At 70.5% G+C, this 20,321-nt stretch carries 17 protein-coding genes; 6 read left to right on the top strand and 11 right to left on the bottom strand.

The window, feature by feature from the left end; all coding sequences use genetic code 11:
• Positions 1-168: 168 nt before the first annotated feature.
• Entirely contained in the window at positions 169-1,767 is a 1,599-nt protein-coding gene (locus tag J4Z35_RS01515; protein ID WP_136788384.1) for an ABC-F family ATP-binding cassette domain-containing protein, read from the top strand.
• A 9-nt stretch (positions 1,768-1,776) separates the two neighbouring features.
• A complete protein-coding gene (locus tag J4Z35_RS01510) occupies positions 1,777-3,639 on the top strand; it encodes an ABC transporter ATP-binding protein (RefSeq protein ID WP_040014657.1) in 1,863 nt (620 codons plus the stop codon).
• A gap of 7 nt (positions 3,640-3,646) precedes the next feature.
• On the opposite strand, the gene J4Z35_RS01505 is transcribed toward J4Z35_RS01510, so the two are convergent.
• From J4Z35_RS01505 to J4Z35_RS01490, 4 genes are all read right to left on the bottom strand, one after another.
• On the bottom strand, positions 3,647-4,417 hold the full coding sequence (locus tag J4Z35_RS01505; RefSeq protein WP_006945419.1) for an SDR family oxidoreductase: 771 nt from the start codon (positions 4,415-4,417) through the stop codon (positions 3,647-3,649).
• A 67-nt stretch (positions 4,418-4,484) separates the two neighbouring features.
• Positions 4,485-5,384, bottom strand: coding sequence for an SURF1 family protein (locus tag J4Z35_RS01500; protein ID WP_136788383.1), 900 nt, complete (start codon positions 5,382-5,384; stop codon positions 4,485-4,487).
• A 46-nt stretch (positions 5,385-5,430) separates the two neighbouring features.
• Positions 5,431-5,697, bottom strand: coding sequence for a hypothetical protein (locus J4Z35_RS01495; RefSeq protein WP_074039336.1), 267 nt, complete (start codon positions 5,695-5,697; stop codon positions 5,431-5,433).
• On the bottom strand, positions 5,672-5,986 hold the full coding sequence (locus tag J4Z35_RS01490; protein ID WP_006945365.1) for a DUF3099 domain-containing protein: 315 nt from the start codon (positions 5,984-5,986) through the stop codon (positions 5,672-5,674). Before J4Z35_RS01490 ends, J4Z35_RS01495 begins: the two co-directional genes overlap by 26 nt.
• A 114-nt stretch (positions 5,987-6,100) precedes the next feature.
• Between J4Z35_RS01490 and fabG the strand changes: the two genes are divergently transcribed.
• The 3 genes from fabG to J4Z35_RS01475 all read left to right on the top strand — a co-directional run bounded on the left by fabG (position 6,101) and on the right by J4Z35_RS01475 (position 9,625).
• Positions 6,101-6,844 (top strand): 3-oxoacyl-ACP reductase FabG, encoded by a 744-nt coding sequence (gene fabG / locus J4Z35_RS01485; RefSeq protein ID WP_074039335.1) that lies wholly within the window; start codon positions 6,101-6,103, stop codon positions 6,842-6,844.
• Positions 6,845-6,913: 69 nt separating this feature from the next.
• The gene (fabI, locus tag J4Z35_RS01480; protein ID WP_208065314.1) at positions 6,914-7,675 is read left to right on the top strand and encodes an enoyl-ACP reductase FabI; all 762 of its coding nucleotides are present in this window, start codon (positions 6,914-6,916) and stop codon (positions 7,673-7,675) included.
• Positions 7,676-7,747: 72 nt separating this feature from the next.
• The gene (locus J4Z35_RS01475; protein WP_240742492.1) at positions 7,748-9,625 is read left to right on the top strand and encodes a Mur ligase family protein; all 1,878 of its coding nucleotides are present in this window, start codon (positions 7,748-7,750) and stop codon (positions 9,623-9,625) included.
• A gap of 105 nt (positions 9,626-9,730) precedes the next feature.
• Here the strand turns inward: J4Z35_RS01475 and cphA are convergent, their stop codons facing one another.
• The 4 genes from cphA to glgC form a co-directional block, all read right to left on the bottom strand.
• Positions 9,731-12,565, bottom strand: coding sequence for a cyanophycin synthetase (cphA, locus tag J4Z35_RS01470; RefSeq protein ID WP_208065313.1), 2,835 nt, complete (start codon positions 12,563-12,565; stop codon positions 9,731-9,733).
• 35 nt (positions 12,566-12,600) lie between these two features.
• Positions 12,601-13,491: a cyanophycinase gene (locus J4Z35_RS01465; protein ID WP_115296215.1), complete on the bottom strand. Its 891-nt coding sequence runs from the start codon at positions 13,489-13,491 to the stop codon at positions 12,601-12,603.
• Between the two features lie 10 nt (positions 13,492-13,501).
• Positions 13,502-14,773: a phosphoserine phosphatase SerB gene (gene serB / locus J4Z35_RS01460; RefSeq protein WP_208065312.1), complete on the bottom strand. Its 1,272-nt coding sequence runs from the start codon at positions 14,771-14,773 to the stop codon at positions 13,502-13,504.
• A 106-nt stretch (positions 14,774-14,879) separates the two neighbouring features.
• The gene (gene glgC / locus J4Z35_RS01455; RefSeq protein ID WP_208065311.1) at positions 14,880-16,133 is read right to left on the bottom strand and encodes a glucose-1-phosphate adenylyltransferase; all 1,254 of its coding nucleotides are present in this window, start codon (positions 16,131-16,133) and stop codon (positions 14,880-14,882) included.
• A gap of 63 nt (positions 16,134-16,196) precedes the next feature.
• On the opposite strand from glgC, the gene glgA reads away from it, so the two are divergent.
• On the top strand, positions 16,197-17,408 hold the full coding sequence (gene glgA / locus J4Z35_RS01450; RefSeq protein ID WP_144707766.1) for a glycogen synthase: 1,212 nt from the start codon (positions 16,197-16,199) through the stop codon (positions 17,406-17,408).
• Positions 17,409-17,472: 64 nt separating this feature from the next.
• Here glgA and J4Z35_RS01445 read toward each other — a convergent pair whose 3' ends face one another.
• The 3 genes from J4Z35_RS01445 to J4Z35_RS01435 are packed head-to-tail and all read right to left on the bottom strand — an operon-like array spanning position 17,473 to position 20,244.
• Positions 17,473-18,234, bottom strand: coding sequence for a hypothetical protein (locus J4Z35_RS01445; protein WP_144707765.1), 762 nt, complete (start codon positions 18,232-18,234; stop codon positions 17,473-17,475).
• A 25-nt stretch (positions 18,235-18,259) separates the two neighbouring features.
• Positions 18,260-19,546, bottom strand: a complete 1,287-nt coding sequence (locus J4Z35_RS01440) for an MFS transporter (RefSeq protein ID WP_208065310.1) — start codon at positions 19,544-19,546, stop codon at positions 18,260-18,262.
• Between the two features lie 56 nt (positions 19,547-19,602).
• Entirely contained in the window at positions 19,603-20,244 is a 642-nt protein-coding gene (locus J4Z35_RS01435; protein WP_006945364.1) for a GntR family transcriptional regulator, read from the bottom strand.
• Between the last annotated feature and the right edge of the window lie 77 nt (positions 20,245-20,321).

Raw genomic sequence — 20,321 nt, 5'->3', positions numbered from 1 at the left:
CCTCCGTCTGTCGAGGCGGACGCTGCGTCCGCCTCCCACCATCTCTCGTAGAATACGTGGGTTGGCTTCCCGCCGCAGCGCCCTCGCCGCTGCGCGTCCCGACGCCGCCCCACACCGCCGTCGGCCCACCTCGACGCACCTGCCGCCCCTGAAGGAGCGATTTCACCCGTGATCACCGCCGAAGGCATCGAACTGCGCGCCGGCTCGCGCATCCTGCTCGAGAACGCGACGTTCCGTGTCGCCCCGGGCGACCGCGTCGGCCTCGTCGGGCGCAACGGAGCCGGCAAGACGACGCTGACGAAGGTGCTCGCCGGAGACGGCATCCCCGCAGCGGGCCGCGTCGTCACCTCCGGCGAGGTCGGCTACCTGCCGCAGGATCCACGCACCGGCGACCTCGACGTCCTCGCCCGCGACCGCATCCTGTCCGCGCGCGGCCTTGACGCCATCGCGCGCGACCTGCGCACCGCCGAGACGAACATGGCCTCCGAGGACGACGCCGTGCGCGAGAAGGCGATGAAGCGCTACACGCGCCTCGACGCCGAGTTCACCGCCGCCGGCGGGTACGCCTCGGAGTCGGAGGCCTCGTCGATCGCGAGCAGCCTCGCCCTCGACGAGCGCATCCTCACCCAGCCGCTGCGCACGCTCTCGGGTGGTCAGCGACGCCGCATCGAACTCGCGCGCATCCTGTTCTCCGGCGCGCAGACGCTGCTGCTCGACGAGCCGACCAACCACCTCGACGCCGACTCGATCCATTGGCTGCGCGACTACCTCAAGGCGTACAAGGGCGGGCTCATCGTCATCAGCCACGACGTCGAACTGCTCGACGCCGTCGTCACCAAGGTCTTCCACCTCGACGCCAACCGCGTCGAGCTCGACCAGTACAACGTCGGCTGGAAGGCCTACCTGCAGGCGCGTGAGCAGGACGAGAAGCGTCGCAAGCGCGAGCGTCAGAACGCGGAGAAGAAGGCCGGAGCGCTCATGGCGCAGGCCGACAAGATGCGCGCGAAGGCGTCGAAGGCGACCGCGGCGCAGAACATGGCCAAGCGCGCCGAGCGCCTGCTCGGCAGCCTCGAGGGCGAGCGTCAGCAGGACAAGGTCGCGAAGCTGCGCTTCCCGAAGCCGTCGCCGTGCGGCAAGACGCCGCTCATGGCCGAGGGGCTCTCGCGCTCGTACGGATCGCTCGAGATCTTCACCGACGTCGACCTCGCCATCGACCGCGGCTCGAAGGTCGTCGTCCTCGGTCTCAACGGTGCGGGCAAGACGACGCTGCTTCGGATGCTCGCCGGCGTCGACGCACCCGACACGGGCCGGATCATCGCCGGCCACGGGCTGAAGATCGGCTACTACGCGCAGGAGCACGAGAACCTCGACGTCGAGCGCAGCGTCCTCGACAACATGAAGTCCGCCGCGCCCGATCTCGGCGAGACCGAGGTGCGCAAGGTGCTCGGCTCGTTCCTGTTCTCCGGCGACGACGTCGAGAAGCCAGCCGGCGTGCTCTCCGGTGGTGAGAAGACGCGTCTGTCGCTCGCGCTGCTCGTCGTGTCCGCGGCCAACGTCCTGCTGCTCGACGAACCGACGAACAACCTCGACCCGGCCAGCCGCGAGGAGATCCTGGGCGCGCTGCGCGGCTACGAGGGCGCGGTCGTCCTCGTCAGCCACGACGACGGCGCCGTCGAGGCTCTCGAACCCGAACGCATCCTGCTGCTGCCCGATGGCGTCGAGGATCTGTGGGGCCCCGACTACGCCGACCTCATCTCGCTGGCCTGAGGAGCTCACATGTCCATGGGCGCCGGCTGGCAGATGATGCGCTCGATGTCACGCGACTCGAGCGTCAAGGATCAGCGTCTCGCCCCCGGCACGGTGCGCCGCGTGGCGGGCTACGCCCGCGGCTACCGCCGCACGATCGCGGCGTTCCTCGTCCTCGTCGTGCTCGACGCCGTCATGGTCGTCGCGTCACCGCTGCTGCTCAAGCACATCATCGACGACGGTGTCGTGCCGCGACATCGCGACGTCGTCGTGTGGCTCTCACTCGCCGTCGCGCTCGTCGCCGTGCTCAGCGCGGGCGTCACGATCACGCAGCGCTGGCTGTCGGCGCGCCTCGGCGAGGGTCTCATCTTCGACCTGCGCGCCGACGTGTTCCGCCACGTGCTCGCCCAACCCATCGCGTTCTTCACGCGGGCGCAGACGGGTGCCCTCGTCACGCGCATCAACTCTGACGTCGTCGGTGCGCAGCAGGCGTTCACGACGACGTTGTCGACGGTCGTCAGCAATGCCGTGAGCCTCGTCGTGCTGCTCGTCGCGATGACGTCCTTGTCATGGCAGCTGACGCTGGCTGCCCTCGTCCTCGTGCCGTTGTTCCTGCTGCCGACGCGCTTCCTCGGCCGCCGTCTGGCGGGTCTGACGCGCGAGCAGATGACGTTGAACGCCGAACTCGGCGCGCGGATGACGGAGCGGTTCAACGTCGCGGGTGCGCTGCTCGTCAAGCTCTTCGGGCGCCCGGAGGAGGAATCGGCGCAGTACGACGCCCGCGCCGCACGCGTGCGCGACATCGGTGTCTCGATCGCCGCGCAGCGGAGCATGTTCCTCGTCGCGCTCACCCTCATGGCCTCCCTCGCGACCGCGCTCGTCTACGGCCTCGGCGGGGTGCTCGCGGTCGACGGCGCGATGACGGTCGGCACCCTGCTCGCGCTCGCAGCGCTGCTCGGGCGCCTCTACGCACCACTGACGGCGCTGTCGAACGTCCGCGTCGACGTCATGGCCGCGATGGTCTCGTTCGAGCGCGTCTTCGAGGTGCTCGATCTCGAACCGCTCGTGCGCGAATCACCCTCCGCCCGGGCGCTTCCTGACGGGCCACTGGGCGTGAGGTTCGACGACGTCACCTTCGCCTACCCGGACGCCGACGTCGTCTCGCTCGAATCCCTCGAGGCGAACGTGACGGGGGACAGACGCGGGGGAGAGGACGTGCTGAGCGGCATCGACCTCGACGTGCCCGCCGGGGCGCTCGTCGCGCTCGTCGGGCCCAGTGGCGCAGGCAAGACGACGCTGACGAACCTCGTGCCGCGTCTGTTCGACCCCACGTCCGGTGCCGTGCGCGTCGGCGGGCTCGACCTGCGCGAGGCGAGCCTCGCCTCCGTCCGCGACCGCATCGGCGTCGTGACGCAGGAGGCGCACATGTTCCACGACACCGTGCGCGCCAACCTGCTCTACGCCCGCCCCGACGCCACCGACGACGACCTGGAAAGCGCCCTCCGTGCCGCCCACGTGTGGAGCCTCGTCGAGCGGCTGCCGCTCGGGCTCGACACCGTCGTCGGCGATCGCGGACACCGCCTCTCCGGCGGGGAGAAGCAGCGCCTCGCCATCGCACGGCTGCTGCTCAAGGCGCCCGACGTCGTCATCCTCGACGAGGCGACCGCGCACCTCGACAGCGAGTCAGAAGCCGCGGTGCAGGCGGCACTCGCGAACGCGCTCGTCGGGCGGACGTCGTTCGTCATCGCCCACCGCCTCTCGACCGTGCGCGACGCGGACGTCATCGTGGTCCTCGAGGCCGGCCGCGTCGTGCAGACCGGCACGCACCGGGAGCTGCTCGCCGCCGGTGGGCTCTACGCCCAGCTGCACGCGACCCAGTTCAAGGAGGACTGAGCGCGCTTCAGAGCGTGCGCAGCGCCCCGCCGTCGACGGGGATCGCAATGCCCGTGAGGTAGGACGCGGCCGGGCTCGTGACGAACGCGGCGACGCGGCCGAACTCCTCCGGCGTGCCGTAACGCCCCAGTGGGATGACCGCCTCGGCCTTCGCCTTCGACGCCTCCGCATCTCCCGTACCGGCGTCGAGGCTCTTGACGCGGTCGGTGTCGATGCGCCCCGGCAAAAGGACGTTGACGCGCCCGCCGCGCGGGCCGTACTCGTCGGCGAGGGTCTTGGCCGCCATCGCAAGGCCGGGACGCAGCCCGTTGGAGATGGCGAGGCCCGGGATGGGCGACTTCACTGACGACGACAGCACGAGCGTCACCGCCATGCCTGAGGCGGGGTCGAAGGGCGTGTCGAGCACGGCGCGGGCCATGCGCAGCCCTCCGAGGAAGACGCTCTCGAACGCGTCACGCCACTGCTGTTCGCTCGTGTCCTCGACGCGGCCGGCGGGCGGGCCGCCGACGGAGATGACGGCGCCGTCGAGGCGTCCGTAGGCTTCCTGCGCCGTGGCGACGAGTCGCTGCGCAGCAGACTCGTCCGCGAGGTCGGCGACGACGGCGCGCACCCCCGCGGGCGAGTCGAGCCGCGCGGCGGCGTCGTCGATGCGCTCCTGATCGCGGGAGGCGATGACGAGGTCGGCACCGTCAGCGGCCAGCGCCTGCGCGCTGGCGAAGCCCAGGCCCGACGAGGCACCCGTGACGATGTAGCTACGGCCGTTCAGTCCACAATCCATGTCACCATCGTGGCACGTCCGGCGCGTGTGCGGAACACGCCGCCCGCCCGTCGTGAGGGGGACGCGCTCAGGCGTCCTCCTCGTCCCAGATGCGCTGCTTGCGCGGGCGGGGTTTCTTCGCGGGCTTCGTCGGGCGCACGGGTGTCGTGGATCCGGTCTCTGTCAAACCTGTCGCTGAGGCGCTGTCACCGCCTGCCTCGGTGTCATGCGCCACCCGTGCCTCGTCCGCCAAATCCAGCGAGTCCAGGTACTCACGGCGTGCACGCAGCAGGACGAAGGCATACCCGGCGATCGCACCGAGCCACCACTGCAGCGCGTAGCTGAGGTTGATGCCGGCCGCGGAACCCTGCGACGGCCGGTCGAGCGCGGCGGGCCGCGGCGGTGTCGAGCCGTCGGCCAGCTTCTCCGAACGCATTCGAACGTACCCCTGCGCGAGCGTCGCGCCGGTGGCACGCTCCACGTCTGCGACGGAGATCGATGAGACCTGACCGTTCACCTCGGCGCGGCCCAACGACTTCTCGCTCGGGCGGACCCAGCCCGTCAGCGTCACCTCGCCCTTCGGTGCCTGCGGGATCGACGCGGGGCGCGCCGCGGTCTCGCCGTTCGCGACCCACCCGCGGTCGACGACGACCTTCATCCCGTCGACCTCGAACACGCCGAGCGTCTCGTAGCCGAAATCGCCGCCGGGGCCGGGGCGGTTGCGCACCAAGAGTGGTTCGCCGACGTAGTGGCCGCGCCCGGTGACCTGCTTCCACTCGTCCGACTTCGCCGGCGGCCGCGAGGTGCTCAGCTCGCGGCTCATCGGGGTGGGGGTCGCGTCATAGTTGGCGTCGATGCGGTTCTGGACCGTGCTCTTGTCCTCCCAGCGCCCCCACTGCCAGAACCCGGCAATGACGCACAACGTCGCCCACAACGTGGCCACGAGGAGCCAGGTCAGCCAACGTCGGGTCGTGAGAAGTCTCAGCACCGCACCAGCCTATCGACGGGCGCTGAACGTCGCGTGGGCGGCCGCCTCAGCCGTCGGTGGCGCGCAGCTCGGCCGGGCGCACGGTGTCGCGGTGGAAACCGCGCATCGACAGGAACTCGCGCAGTGTCGGCTCGTGCTCGTCGCAGGCGAGCCACACCTTGCGCCGCTCGGGCGTGTGCAGCGTCGGGTTGTTCCAGCGCAGCGCCCAGGTTGCCTCGGCGCGACAGCCCTTCGCGCTGCAGCGCAGCGCCGGAAATGCCGCGCCGGGTTCGTCACCGGGGGCGGAATCAGCGAGGTTCGCGCGCAGATCCATGGATCTCCTTGTGTGGCACCGGTGGTGGTGTGACGGCGCCCATCGTGTCGATGCGACGCTTGCCCGTCGCGTTCGCGAAGACGACGGCGACGTACGGCAGGATCGCGGCGAGGGCGAAGAACACGAGGCTGAGAGGGCGAAGGGGTGACCAGGTGAGGACGGCGGCGATGAAGCACACCGTCCTGATGCCCATCGAGATGAGATAGCCGCGAATGCGGCGGCGCTGATCGTCTTGCGCCGATTCGGGCAGGCTCGTGGCCGAGAGCCGTCGCTGCCCCTGATCCGCCATGGCCTCACTGTATTCGAGGGCCCCCGGCTCGCCCGAAACGCCCCGGATTGGTCTACCCAGGGGTAGTCGATAGCGTGCGACGAAGAACACACCGCCCCATCCCGGAAGGTCCCCATGCCCACCTCGCCCGAGACCACCAGCGCCCCGTCGCGCCGCCGCACCGTCCTCGTCACCGGGGGCAACCGCGGCATCGGGCTCGCCATCGCGCGACGCTTCCAGGCGCAGGGGGACGCCGTCGTCATCATGTCGCGCTCCGGTGAAGACGTCGAGGGCATCCCGGCCGTCACGGGTGACGTGACGAACTCCGAATCGGTCGACGCGGCGTTCGCGAAGGCCGCGCAGATCGCCGGCGGGCCGATCGAGGTCGTCGTCGCCAACGCCGGTATCACCGACGACGGCCTGCTCATGCGCATGAGCGACGACTCCTTCGAGAACGTCGTCGACACCAACCTCGCCGGCGCCTTCCGCTGCGCTCGTGCGGCGTCGACGGGCATGATCCGGCGCAAGGGCGGGCGCATCATCTTCGTCTCCAGCGTCGTCGGCCTGTTCGGCTCCGCGGGCCAGACCAACTACAGCGCGTCGAAGGCCGGGCTCGTCGGCCTCGCCCGCTCCATCGCGCGTGAGCTCGGCGGGCGCGGCATCACCGCGAACGTCGTCGCGCCCGGCTTCATCGAGACCGACATGACGGCCGCACTGCCCGACGAGCGTCAGGCGGCGTACAAGGCGACGATCCCGGCGGGTCGGTTCGCGCAGCCCGACGAGGTCGCCGCGGCCGTCGCGTTCCTCGCCTCCGACGACTCGGCCTACATCAACGGCGCCGTCATCCCCGTCGACGGTGGCCTCGGCATGGGTCACTGACCGGCGGCCACCCGCCGGTCGCCCGCGCACGCACGCCCCCAGTTCCCGCACCATCACGAAAGGCCGGCCATGGGTCTGCTCGAAGGCAAGAAGCTCCTCATCACGGGTGTCCTCATGGACTCCTCGATCGCGTTCCACGTCGCGCGCATCGCGCAGGAGGAGGGCGCGCACGTCGTCCTCACGAGCTTCGGGCGCACGATGAAGATCACCCAGACGATCAGTCGGCGCCTGCCGCAACCCGTCGAGGTCGTCGAACTCGACGTGACGAACACCGAGCACCTCGACACGCTCGCCGAGCGTCTGCGCCCCCTCGTCGGCGAACTCGACGGCGTGCTGCACTCGGTCGGCTTCGCGCCCCAGGGCGCGTTCGACTTCATGAGCGCGACGTGGGAGGACGTCTCGACGGCGCTGCACGCGTCCGCGTACTCGCTCAAGGCCCTCGCCGCCGCCTGCGAACCCCTCATGTCGCCGGGGGGCGCGATCGTCGGGCTGACGTTCGACGCGAAGTTCGCCTGGCCCGTCTACGACTGGATGGGCGTCGCCAAGGCGGCGTTCGAGTCGACCAACCGCTACCTCGCGCGCGACCTCGGCCCCCAGGGGCTGCGCAGCAACCTCGTCGCTGCCGGCCCGATCCGTACGACCGCCGCGAAGTCCATCCCGGGCTTCGAGCAGTTCGAGCAGACCTGGGACGAGCGCGCGCCGCTCGGGTGGAACGTCGGCGACCCGGTGCCCGCCGCGCGCGCCTGCGCGGCGCTACTGTCCGACTGGTTCCCGGCGACCACCGGCGAGATCGTCCACGTCGACGGCGGGGTGCACGCGATGGGGCAGTAGGACCAGGGCCGGCCTCGTCCAACCCGTGTCCCGTGGGTGCGCCCCGCTCGCCGGACGCCTACGCTTTCGCCCATGACTCCTGAACCGGCGCACGCGCGAGTCGAGTTGCTCGGCAACCGTGTTCTCGATGGCCCCAACCTCTACTTCACCCGCCAGGCGATCAAGACGACCCTCGACCTGGGGGCGTGGTGCGCGGCCCCCGAGGAGACAGTCTCCGCTGCGTTTCGGGCCCTCGATTCCCGCCGCCCAAAGATCGGCGAACCAGGCGGGCCCGTGCGCGACCGGTGCGTCATGCGCCTCGCGGAGGTCGTGACGCGTCAGATCGCTCAACTGAGCGGCACGGGCCGTCTTGGCGTGCGCGTGCGCCACGGGGAGGAGCCGGGCGAGTACGTCGTCGCCTTCCCGTGGAACCGGCGCGAACGTGGCCGTGCACTGGGGCGCGCCATCGCGCGTGCCCTCGACGATCTGCTCGACACCGAGCGCGCGAACGGCGCCTGTGTGCGCGCCGCCGCCGACGTGAGAGACGCCGAGCAGGGACCGCGCGAGACGCTGCCGCGGCCGCGCGTCCCCGTCATCTCGATCACCGGCACGAACGGCAAGACGACGACGACGCGCCTTGTCGCGCACATCGCGATGACGGCCGGGCGCACGACGGCGTGGAGCTCGACGGACGGCGTCCTCGTCATGGGTGAGCACATCGAGCACGGCGACTACTCCGGCCCGGCCGGCGCACAGGCCGTCCTCGCGACGCCGGGGCTCGAGGTCGCGGTGCTCGAGACCGCGCGCGGCGGGTTGCTCAACCGCGGCATGGGCGTGCCGTACAACGACGTCAGCGTCGTCACGAACGTCACGTCCGACCACCTCGGCAGCGGCGGCATCAACACCGTCGACCAGCTCGCCGAGGTCAAGGCGATCATCACGAAGGTGACGCGACCCTCCGGCTGGTGCGTGCTCAACGGCGACGACCCGCGCGTGTGGGCGATGCGCGTCGGCACCCCCGCCCAGCTCGTCGCGTTCACTCTCGACCCCAACGCCCCCTGCATCCGCGAGGTGCGCGCGGCGCGCGGCAAGGCGTTCACCGTCATCGACGGCTTCATCGCGTGCATCGAGGACGGCGGCATCGACATGCTCGTCAGCCTCGACGACGTACCGATGACGCTCGCCGGGCTGTCGCGCCACAACGTCGCCAACGCGCTCGCGGGAGCAGCGGGGGCGCTCGCGCTTGGCCTGCCGCGCAGCGCCGTCGTCCAGGGCCTCAAGACCTTCGCGCCCGACGCGACGCTCAACCCGGGGCGCATGAACGTCTACAGCCTCCCGCTCGGGGCAGATCAGCAAGCGAGCGTGATCATCGACATGGCGCACAACGAAGGTGGCCTCGAGGCCCTGCTCGACGTCGGCCGCGGCCTCGTCGCGCCCGGCTCGCGGCTGCTGCTCGGCCTCGGCACCGGCGGCGATCGCAGCGACGAGATCCTCGTCGCCCTCGGCGAACTCGCCGGGCGCGGCGCCGACGTCGTCCACGTCGTGCACAAGGAGCACTACCTGCGCGGTCGCACGATGGAGGACCTCGAGAAGCACCTGCGCGATGGGCTGTCGCATGTGGGCGCGCACGCGGAGGCGAGCCACGAGACCGAACTCGACGGTCTGCGTGGCTTGCTCGACGTTGCCCACGACGGTGACGTCGTCGCCGTCATGACGCACAGCCACCAGGCCGAACTGCACGCGTGGCTGCTCGAGCACGGCGCGACGACGGACGGCCCACGCGAGATCCGCCGCAAGGTGCGGGCCGCTCGCGGCAGCGGCGACGCCCCCATCGATTCGGTGCCCGACGAGGCACGCGACGACGTCCGTATCGCCATCGACGCGCTCGAACGAGCGGCGTCGCACGACACGTCACCGAGTGTCTTCGGCGACATGGCGACGAGCCTCGAGGCACTGCTCGAGTCACCCTGACGGCACGCTCGCCGAGGCGACCGGAACACGGACGAGCGCCCGCCACACGACGAACCCCGGCTGCGATCACACAGGATCGCGGCCGGGGTTCGTCGTGTGCCGGCGTCAGCTGCTGGGCAGGAGTTCGTCGATCACGTCGTCCTCGGGCGACTCGAACACGGCGTCGCGGCTGAAGTCGGGGTCGCCGGGGTGAGCGGCCTCGTCGGCGTGGGCGCCGGGCGTCGCGAGGTGCGTCAGGTCCTCGAGCGCGGCCATGACACGGGCGTGCTTGTCGGCGCAGATGACGACGAGGTCGCCGGCGCGCGCTGGGTCGATCGCCACCTGTGTCGCCTCGAGCTCGTCGAGCACCGTCTCGACGCTCGCGGCGCGTGCCTCACCCGAGTCGATCGCCTGCTGGGCACCTTCGGCGACGAGGGCTGCGGTCACGCCGGGCGCGCGGCGCCGCAGGTTGTCGTCCTCACGGATGATGACGTGGTCGAACCATTTCGCGGCCAGTTCGCCCATCTCGCGGATGTCCTGGTCCCGTCGATCTCCGGCGGCGCCGACGACGACGGTGCGCTGCACGCGCGTCGACTTGTTCTTGCCGGCGACGTAGCGGTCGACGAACTCGCCGAGCAGCTGCAGACCGGCCGGGTTGTGGCAGTAATCGACGAACACCTCGGCGTGGTCGACCTCGATGCGGTTGAGGCGGCCGGGGGAGAGGTAGTAGCTCGTCGTGAACGTGCGCAGCCCCTGGCGGATGTCGTGCAGCGGGGCACCCGCGGCGAACGCGGCGCCGGCCGCGGCGAGGGCGTTGGCGACGTTCATGCGCGCAGCGCCGCTGAACGTGCTCGGCAGCAGGTGCGTCCACGCGAGCTGCATGGAGCGTCGGCCCTGCTTGAGGACGATCATCTCGCCCTTGTCCGTCGGCTCGAGCACGACGGCGCGGTCGCCACGCACGCAGCGCTCGTCGATGAACTGGCGCACGCGACTACCGGGCGCCTCCATCGAGAACCACACGATCGTGCCGCGGCACACGCGTCGCATGCGGCGCACGTACTCGTCGTCGGCGTTGAGGACGGCGAACCCGTCGCGCGGGACGGCCTCGACGATGACCTGCTTGACGTTCGCGAGATCTTCGAGCGAGTTGATGCCGCGCATGCCGAGGTGGTCGCTCTGGATGTTGGTGACGACGGCGATGTCGTTGCGGTCGTAGCCGAGGCCCTCGCGCAGGATGCCGCCGCGCGCCACCTCGAGCACCGCGAAGTCGACGCGCGGGTTCTGCAGCACCATCTTCGCTGACTTGGGGCCGGAAGCATCACGCGTGATGAGCAGGCGTTCGTCGATGACGATGCCGTCGGTCGAGGTCATGCCGACCTTCTTGCCGAGGCCCTTCATGATGTGCGCGAGCATCCGGGACGTTGTCGTCTTGCCGTTCGTGCCGGTGACGGCGACGATCGGAACGCGCGAGGGCGAGCCGGGCGGGAACAGCAGGTCGACGACCGGCTTGGCGATGAACTGCGGCTCACCGACCGTCGGGTGGGTGTGCATGCGGAAACCGGGCGCGGCGTTGACCTCGCAGATCGCGCCGCCGGTCTCACGTACAGGGACGGTGATGTCGGGGCAGATGAAGTCGATGCCCGCGACGTCGAGGCCGATGAGGCGCGCGGCCTCCTCGGCGATCTCGACATTGTCGGGATGCGCGTCCATGGTGCGGTCGATCGAGATGCCCCCGGTCGACATGTTGCCCGTCAGCGCGAGCTTGACCGTCTCGCCCTCGGGCACGACGGCGTCCATCGCGTAGCCCTGGTCGGCGACGAGGTCGCGGGCGGCGTCGTCGACCTTGATCTTCGTCAGCACCTTCTCGTGCCCGTAGCCGCGCCGCGGGTCGGCGTTCGTCAGTTCGATGAGCTCGTCGACGGTGTGCTCGCCGTCACCGACGACGTGCGCGGGTACGCGTTCGGCGATGGCCGCCATCCTGCCGTCGATGATGAGGCAGCGGTAGTCCTTGCCGGTGACGAACGACTCGACCTGCAGCACGCCGCGCCGGCTCTGCGCCATCGCGATGTCGTAGGCCTCGCTGACGGCCTCGTCGTCGGTGAGGTCCAGGCACACGCCGCGGCCGTGGTTGCCGTCGAGCGGCTTGACGACGACGGGGAAGCCGATCTCGCGAGCCGCCTGGATCGCGCCCTCACGCGTGCGCACGACCTCCGACTTCGGCACCGGCAGCCCGGCCGAGCCGAGCAGGTCGAGCGTCAGGCTCTTGTCGCACGCAATGTCGACGGCGAGGGCCGACGTGCGGCTCGTCATCGTCGCGCGGATGCGTTGGGCGTGCACGCCCTGGCCGAGCTGAACGAGGGAGGCGCCGTTGAGGCGCGTCCACGGGATGTCGCGGCTGACGGCCTCGTCGATGATCGCCTGCGTCGACGGGCCGAACGCGCGGCGCTGCACGAGGGCGTGGAACGTCTCGAGCGCGGCCTCGACGTCGAAGCCGTCCTCGGGGTGCACGACGTGGTTGACGATGCGCACGGCGAGCTGGCCGGCGGCAATGCCGACGCTCTCCTCGAGGTAGGCGTAGACGACGTTGTAGCGCCCCTCCTCGCCCTTGACTCCGCGCGTCTTGCCGCGGCGCACGTCGTGCCCGGCCTCCTGCTGCAGCTGCAGCGCGAGGTGCTCGGCGACGTGGCCGAGCCAGGTGCCCTCGTGGAGGCGCTCGACGAAGCCGCCCTCCTTGCCACGCGAGCACGAGTGGTGCTGCAGGCCGGGGAAGAGTTCGACGAGGCGATCCGCGAAGCCGGGGATCGCGTGCGTCGGGTAGTACTCGAGCACGCCGAGATCGACGACGAGGTGGATCGCGGGGTCGTAGGACCACACGTTCGGGCCGCGGTAGACGCGCGTGCTGACGATGCGCAGCGACGGCTCGATGGGGCCCGGTGCCTGCGGGATGTCGATGACGGTCATGTTCTGTTCTTCCCCTCGAAACGACGTGGACGCGATCAGTGACGCAGCGCGGCGGCAGCGGTCGCGGTGTCGTGCTGGTCCTTCGCCGCGGTGACCGCGACGTCGGCGTGCTGTTCGACGAAGTCGGTCAGCGTGGCCGTCTCCAGGTCGAAGGTCGCCCCGTAGGGCAGCGAGTGCACGACGGCACCGGTGACGAGCAGCGGCGCGTCGCGGCGTGCCTCGTGCGCGTCCGTCTGCGCCATGCGCGCGTCGACGACGAATACGGCGCCGGAGCCGATGATCGTCATCTCCCGTCCGTTCGTGATCTCCGCGGCGGTGTCCTCGTCGATGCCCATGCCGAGCAGGCTCGGTGAGCCGGCGACGAGGGAGAGCAGGCGCCCGTAGCGCGAGCGCTGGTCGAAGTGCTGGTCGATGATGACGCCCGGCACGAGGCCGAGGCCCTGCGTCAGCTGGCTCGCGCGCTGACGGGGCGTCACGCCCTCCTCGCCCATCGAGATCATGAACTGGCTCATGATCGACGCGCCGGCGCTCGTGCCGGCGATGACGGCGCCGCGCTCGTGGGCGCGCAGGATGGCCTTGCCGAGGGGCGTGCCGACGATGAGCTGGCTCAGCTTGAGCTGGTTGCCGCCGGAGATGAAGATGCCGCTCGCGGCGTCGATGCGCTCGACGAGTTCTTCTGAGGACGAGTCGACGCGCGACTGCGGGTCGACGCTGCCCACGCTCGGGCAGCCGAGGCGTGTGAAGACGGTCGAGTACACCTCGATGACCTCGTCCGCCATCGACGATGCCGTCGGGATGACGACGATGTTCGACTTGCGGCCGCCGGCGAGGCGCACGAAGCGGCGCAGGATGGTCACACGGCCGATCTTGTCCTCGGCGCCGCCGATGATGAGCAGGGAGCGTCGGGGGTCGCTACGTTCAGGCATGCGCCATATGTTAAACGTCACGCTGCGTCGCCGCAGCGGCGTCCACGTCCGTCGCGTCGAGCATGACGGTCGCACCATCGGGCGTCTCGAGCGCGTCGAGGTCGTCGGCTTCCTCGATGTCGTCGCGGCTGATGCCGAGGAAGAACAGGACACTGTCGAGGTATGGGACGTTGACAGAGGCGTCCGCCTGCGCCCGCACGACGGGCTTGGCATTGAAGGCGATGCCGAGGCCCGCGAGGGCGAGCATGTCGAGGTCATTGGCGCCGTCGCCGATCGCGACGGTGCGCTCCAGCGGCAGGTGCTCGGCCTCGGCGAACGCGGCGAGCGCACGTGCCTTGCCCTCGCGGTCGACGACGTCGCCGAGGACTCGCCCGGTCAGCGCGCCGTCGACGATCTCGAGGGTGTTGGCGCGCGCGTGGTCGATGCCGAGGGAGGCGGCGAGGGGCGCGACGACTTCGATGAAGCCGCCGGAGACGACGCCGACGGTGAAGCCGAGCCGCTTGAGGGTGCGCACGAGCGTGCGGGCGCCGGGCGTGAGGCGGATCTCGGCGCGCACCTCGTCGAGCACGCTCGCGGGTAGCCCCGCGAGGGCCTCGACGCGTTCGTGCAGCGATTCGGCGAAGTCGATCTCGCCGCGCATGGCGCGCTCGGTCACCTCCGCCACCTCGGCCTCGCGGCCCGCGCGGGCGGCGAGCAGTTCGATGACCTCGTCCTGGATGAGCGTCGAATCGACGTCGAGGACGACGAGTCGGCGGCCACGGCGCGCGAGCCCGGCCTCGGCGACGCTCGCGTCACACCCCGTCTCGTGCGAGGCCTCGAGCACCCGGCGGCGAAGCTCGATGACCTCGACGCCCGAGACGTCGAGCTCGATCGCGGTGACCGGCGTGCGCGCGAGGCGGCGCACGCGGTCGATGTTGCCGCCGTGGTGGACGACCTCGGCCGAGATCTCCGCGAGGGCCTCGGCGGGCAGCGTCGGTGCGAGCAGCGTGACGACGGCGCGTCCGGGCAGGCGCACGACGTCGTCGCTCATGCCCTCGGCGAGCGTCAGGGCGAGCGAGCGCAGGCGGGCGAGGCGCTTCATCTCGAGGACGAGTTCGTCGGGTTCGGCTGCGCTGACGAGGAACGACAGCGTGATGCCACCGCCGAGGACGGCCTGGCCGACGTCGACGATCTCGACGCCGAACTTCGTCATCGCGTCGGTGAGCTCGTGGAACAGCCCGGGGGAGTCGGTGCCCTGGAACGTCAGGCCCAACAGGTCGGTGCGGCGCGCGTCGTTGTTCACCCCTCATTCATAGCGTGAAGGCGCCGCGTTCGCATCCGGTGTTCACGACGTGAGGCCGACCCGCGCCCGAGCGCGAATCGGCCTCACCCCCAGGGGCGTAGCTCGATCAGGGGGTCACGACGGTGCCCTTGCCGACGACGACGATGCCGGAGTCGGTGACGGTGAAGCCGCGGGCGCGGTCGGCGTCGTGGTCGATGCCGACGTGGGTGCCCTCGGGCAGCGTCACGTCCTTGTCGATGATGGCGCGGCGCACGATGCACGAGCGTCCGACCTTGACGCCGTCGAGCAGGATCGAGGAGTCGATGTCGCTGAACGAGCGCACGACGACGATGGGCGAGAGCACCGAGTGGCTGACCGTCGCGCCGGAGATGATGCAGCCGGGGGAGACGATCGAGTCGACGGCGGTGCCGGTGCGCCCGTGGCTGCCATGGACGAACTTCGCGGGCGGCAGGCTCATGCCGGACGTCGTGTGAATCGGCCAGCGGTCGTTGTAGAGGTTGAAGATCGGGTGAATCGAGACGAGGTCCATGTGGGCGTCGAAGTAGGAGTCGATCGTGCCGACGTCGCGCCAGTACCCGCGGTCGCGATCCTCCGCGCCGGGGATCTCGTTGTCCTTGAAGTCGTAGACGAACGCCTCGCCCCGCTCGACGAAGGCGGGGATGATGTCGCCGCCCATGTCATGCTTGCTGTCCTCGAGGTCGGCATCACGTGTGACCGCCTCGATGAGCGCGTCGGTGGAGAAGACGTAGTTGCCCATCGAGGCGAGCACCTCGTCGGGGCTGTCCGGCAGCCCCTGCGGGTCGGTGGGCTTTTCGAGGAAGGCGCGGATGCGCGCCGGGTTCTGCGGGTCGACGTCGATGACGCCGAACTGGTCGGCGAGCGAGATCGGCTGACGGATCGCGGCGACGCTCGCCTTCGCACCCGAGGCGATGTGCGCATCAACCATGTCCGCGAAGTCCATGCGGTAGACGTGGTCGGCACCGACGACGACGACGTAGTCGGGCTTCTCGTCGTGGACGAGGTTGAGGCTCTGGAAGATCGCGTCGGCCGAACCGAGGTACCAGTTCTTGCCGACACGCTGCTGCGCGGGCACCGGCGTCACGTAGTTGCCGAGCAGGGAGCTCATGCGCCACGTCGTGGTGACGTGACGATCGAGGCTGTGCGACTTGTACTGCGTCAGCACGACGATGTGCAGGTAGTTGGAGTTGACGAGGTTGCTCAGCGCGAAGTCGATGAGGCGGTAGATGCCACCGAACGGCACGGCGGGCTTGGCCCGGTCCGCCGTCAGCGGCATGAGACGTTTGCCCTCGCCGCCGGCGAGGACGATGGCGAGAATCTTGGGGCCTCCACGGTTTGGCATGTGACGACAATATGCCCCGACGTGGCTTCCCTCACACCCCCCGGCGCGGATAACGTTCATGGGGTGAGAGTCGACATCCTGACCAAGGAATATCCGCCCAACATCTACGGCGGGGCCGGCGTGCACGTGGCCGAGCTCGTCAAGGCGCTGCGCAGCAGCGGAATCGACACCCAGGTCCGCGCATTCGGCGAACCGATCGACGAGCCGGGCACGCAGGGCTTTCCCGACCTTCCCGAACTCGCCGACGCGAACGGCGCCCTCAAGACCCTCGGCGTCGACCTGACGATGGTGCCCGCCGTCGCCGGCGCTGACGTCGTGCACTCGCACACCTGGTACGCCAACTTCGCCGGCCACCTCGCCTCGATGCTCCACGGCATCCCGCACGTCGTGAGCGCGCACAGCCTCGAGCCGATGCGGCCATGGAAGGCCGAACAGCTCGGCGGCGGCTACGCGATCTCCTCCTTCATCGAACGCACCGCCTACGAGGGCGCGGCCGCCGTCATCGCCGTCTCCGAGGGCATGCGCAGGGACGTCCTCGCGAGCTACCCGCAGCTCGACCCGGCGAAGGTCCATGTCGTCCACAACGGCATCGACGCACAGGCCTGGGCGCCCGACCACAGCGACGCCGCCCTCGAGATCGCGCGCCGTCATGGGGTCGACCCCGAGCGCCCCAGCATCGTGTTCGTCGGGCGCATCACACGTCAGAAGGGGGTGCCGTTCCTGCTGCGTGCGATGCGTCAGGTGCCTGCGAACGTGCAGCTCGTGTTCTGCGCGGGCGCGCCCGACACCCCTGAGATCCTCGCCGAGGTCGAGGGCCTCATCGACCAGCTGCGCGCCGAGCGCGACGGCGTCGTGTGGATTCCCGACATGCTGCCGCGCGAGGAGGTCGTCGCGTTGCTGTCGCAGGCCACGACGTTCGTCTGCCCGTCGGTGTACGAACCCCTCGGCATCGTGAACCTCGAGGCGATGGCGTGCGAAGCGGCCGTCGTCGCGACCGCGACGGGCGGCATCCCCGAGGTCGTCGTCGACGGCGAGACGGGCTGGCTCGTGCCGATCGAGCAGGTGAATGACGGAACGGGTACGCCCGTCGACCCCGATACGTTCGTCGCCGATCTGGCCCGCGCCCTCACCGAGGCGACCTCCGACGTCGAAGAGGCCCGCCGACGGGGTCGAGCCGGGCGTCAGCGCGCCGTCGAGCACTTCGGGTGGGACGCGATCGCCGAGCGCACCCAGCAGGTCTACGCGACGGTGCTCGAAGGCTCCCGTACGGCCTGATACGTCATTGCCGGAGACACTCCGCTCTGAGCACACCGCAACGCGCGATCAACGCTGCCCGTCCTCATCGAGGGCGGGCAGCGTCGTGTGCGAGGCCGACGGCAGCCGCCGTCGCGGCCTGTGCGAGAGCGAGTTCGGCCTCGTCGAGCAGGGAGCGCAGCGTGCGCTCGCGCGTTGCGACGCTACCCGCGTCGAGGCCGCCGCTCGTCGTCAGTGCCTCGTCGAGGGCGGCGACGACGAGGCCGGCCGTCGTGATGATGCGCATCGCCCGCGGGTGCAGACCCGGTGGCAACGCCCAGCGCGCGCCGTCGAGGCGTTCGTCGACGCGCTCGCGGGCCGAGGAGCCGAGGAACGGTGCGATGTGCAGGGATTCGAGCACCCCGACGTGCGCCAGCAACGCCTCGCGGAAGCGTCGGTCGATGTCGGCCAGGGCGAGTGCCTCGAGGCGGTGGATCGGAACCGGGTCGCTGTCGTGCGGTTCGAGCGTGAGCTTGAGGCCCTCGTCGCCGGCCGGCCCGTAATACTCCAGCCGCGGCACGAGTACCCCGCCGAGCGACGGCACGAACAGGCATTCTCCGGCTTCGATCGCAGCCTGCGTCGCGGGTCCGCCGGGCGGCAGCAACCCGCCGTGGACGCCCGGGCGGGGCAGGTCGACGCAGACGATGCGTTCGCCGAGGTCACGCCACAGTTCGAGGCGCGGCAGGCCACCCTCGACGGCGTCGACGTCGGGCAGCGCGGCGCCGATCGCCTCGCTGAGCGGGCAATCGGCGGCGATGGCGTGCGTGGCCCACAGGGCCAGGCGCACGGAGGCAGGCAGTTCGTACACGATCGCCCAGCCTAGTGGCGACGGGTCAGTGCGCCAGAGCCGACGGAAGGTGCTTGCGCGAGAACATCAGGACGACGCCGAGGCTCAGCGCGGCGAGCACGACGCCACCGACGAACATCACGGGGTAGCTCAGCCAGTGGCTGACGACGGCGAGCGCGGCGGGCACGAAGAAGCCGAGGTAGGTGATCGAATAGTAGACAGCCGTCAGTCCCGCGAGGTCCTCGGGACCGGCGATGCGCTGCACCTCCTGCAGACCGGAGACGAGCAGCATGCCGTAGGCGAGACCGAGGACGGCGGCCGCGACGAGCGCGAGCCACGGGCTGACGAGGTGCGCTGCAAGTGCGGCGATGCCGAGGCCGGGCAGCGTCATCGTCAGGGCGATGATGATGGCGCGCGCGGAGCTGACGTCGTCGAAGCGCTTGCCGACCTGCTGGATGAACAGCCCGCAGCCGAGCGCGACGAGGCACAGCAGGCCCGAGAAGGCGATGCCGAACGAGCCGGTGCGATCACCCATGACGGCGGGCAGCACGGCATAGGCGCACCCGGCGCAGCCGAACACCCACGGCGCCATCGGCAGGACGACGAACAGGAAGCGACGGTGACCCGCAGCGGGCACGCGCAGATCGTCGAGGAAGCGTCCCGGCATCTCTTGGGCGGCATGCGTCTCGGGGGCGCGCGTCAGGAGCACGAAGCTCGCCGCCGTGATGACGAGGTGGACGAGGTAGCACAGCTCCGCGGGCAGCGGCGCGAACTGGGCAAGCGCCGCTGCGGTGGCGGCGCCGAGCGCGAATCCGGCCGTCAGGCTGATGGAGGCGCGACGCGCGCCCGCGGCGGCGTCGGCCTCGGCGTCGAACGGGGGGCTCGACAGTTCTTTGATCCAGGAGCCGCCGACAACCATGGCGAGCCCGAGCGCCAGGCCGGAGAAGATGCGGCCGACGAAGAGCACGGCCGGCGAGCCGGAGCCGACGGCGAGCAGCACCGACGCGATGATCGCGAGGATCGGCGCGGGCAGCATGAGCGGGCGACGGCCCCAGCGGTCCGAGGCGGGCCCGCCGAGCAGCAGCGCGGGCATGATGCCGAGGACGTACGCACCGAGCAGCAGGTCGACGGCGCCCGTCGAGAGCGCGTCGATGTCACGGTAGAGCCCGAGCAGCGGCGTGAACTGGTTGCCACCCCACGCGACGGTGAACATCGCCGCCCCGACCGGCAGCCAGGCGGCCCGCGTGCCCCCGGCGCGGGCGCGCTCGGGGGAGTCGACGCTCGTCGTGACGCGTTCGTGGCTGGTGGTGCGGGTCGGGGTGTCGAGTGACACGCGGGGGCCTTTCGTCGGGTGTGGGTGAGTGGGGTTAATTAGGGCGGACGGAAGGCTCAGGGGAGCAGTCCGTCGTAGGAGTGGTGCAGGTGCGCCGTCAGCTCCTGCTCGAAACCGGTCGCGTCGCCCGCGGCGACGAGGTCGACGAGACGGGCGTGGGCGGTGAGGACGTCGCGGCATCGGCGGTCGTCCTTCCACAGGATGCGCGCGGCCATCCGGCGCTGACGTTCCCCGAGACGCTCGTAGAACTCGGTGAGGATGGCGTTGCCACCGGCCGCGACGAGGTGGGTGTGGAACACGCAGTCGGTCTCGGTGAAGTCGTCGTGGTCGCCGGTTTCGAGGCTCTGGCGCTGACGGCGCAGGATCTCGCCGAGATCGATGGCGACGTCGCGGTGCTCCTGCGCCTCGACGACGCTGCGCGCCGCACGAGACTCCACCGCGATGCGCGCCTCGACGACGTCACGCACCTCGCGCGGTTCGACGGCGCGCACGAGTGCGCCGCGCTTGGGGTACAGCGTCATCCACCCCTCGGCCTGCAGCCGGACGAACGCCTCGCGCACGGGGGTGCGGGAGACGTCGAGCAGCTCCGAGATCTCACCCTCGCTGATGAGGGCGCCACCGGCGATCGAGCCGTCGAGGATGCGACCCTTCACCTCGCGGTAGACCGCGTCGGCCGCGGAGATCTTCGGCTCGCTCATGCTCGCTCCTTGTTCGGGTGGTCGATGTGCTGCCCGCGCTTGCAGGCGTTCGACGCAACATAGATACAAGTTATAGC

This window comes from Dermacoccus sp. NHGro5, assembly GCF_017565385.1.
GTDB lineage: Bacteria > Actinomycetota > Actinomycetes > Actinomycetales > Dermatophilaceae > Dermacoccus > Dermacoccus nishinomiyaensis.
Note: the sequence above shows the minus strand (reverse complement) of the source record. Positions and strands in the feature narration are given on the sequence as shown.

Bases quoted from the DNA above. Each gene is read 5' to 3' on its own strand.
- J4Z35_RS01505 (WP_006945419.1), bottom strand. From the start codon at position 4,417: ATGGATTGTGGACTGAACGGCCGTAGCTACATCGTCACGGGTGCCTCG.
- J4Z35_RS01510 (WP_040014657.1), top strand. From the start codon at position 1,777: ATGTCCATGGGCGCCGGCTGGCAGATGATGCGCTCGATGTCACGCGAC.
- J4Z35_RS01475 (WP_240742492.1), top strand. From the start codon at position 7,748: ATGACTCCTGAACCGGCGCACGCGCGAGTCGAGTTGCTCGGCAACCGT.
- J4Z35_RS01495 (WP_074039336.1), bottom strand. From the start codon at position 5,697: ATGGATCTGCGCGCGAACCTCGCTGATTCCGCCCCCGGTGACGAACCC.
- fabG (WP_074039335.1), top strand. From the start codon at position 6,101: ATGCCCACCTCGCCCGAGACCACCAGCGCCCCGTCGCGCCGCCGCACC.
- fabI (WP_208065314.1), top strand. From the start codon at position 6,914: ATGGGTCTGCTCGAAGGCAAGAAGCTCCTCATCACGGGTGTCCTCATG.
- cphA (WP_208065313.1), bottom strand. From the start codon at position 12,565: ATGACCGTCATCGACATCCCGCAGGCACCGGGCCCCATCGAGCCGTCG.
- J4Z35_RS01490 (WP_006945365.1), bottom strand. From the start codon at position 5,986: ATGGCGGATCAGGGGCAGCGACGGCTCTCGGCCACGAGCCTGCCCGAA.
- glgC (WP_208065311.1), bottom strand. From the start codon at position 16,133: ATGCCAAACCGTGGAGGCCCCAAGATTCTCGCCATCGTCCTCGCCGGC.
- J4Z35_RS01465 (WP_115296215.1), bottom strand. From the start codon at position 13,491: ATGCCTGAACGTAGCGACCCCCGACGCTCCCTGCTCATCATCGGCGGC.
- J4Z35_RS01435 (WP_006945364.1), bottom strand. From the start codon at position 20,244: ATGAGCGAGCCGAAGATCTCCGCGGCCGACGCGGTCTACCGCGAGGTG.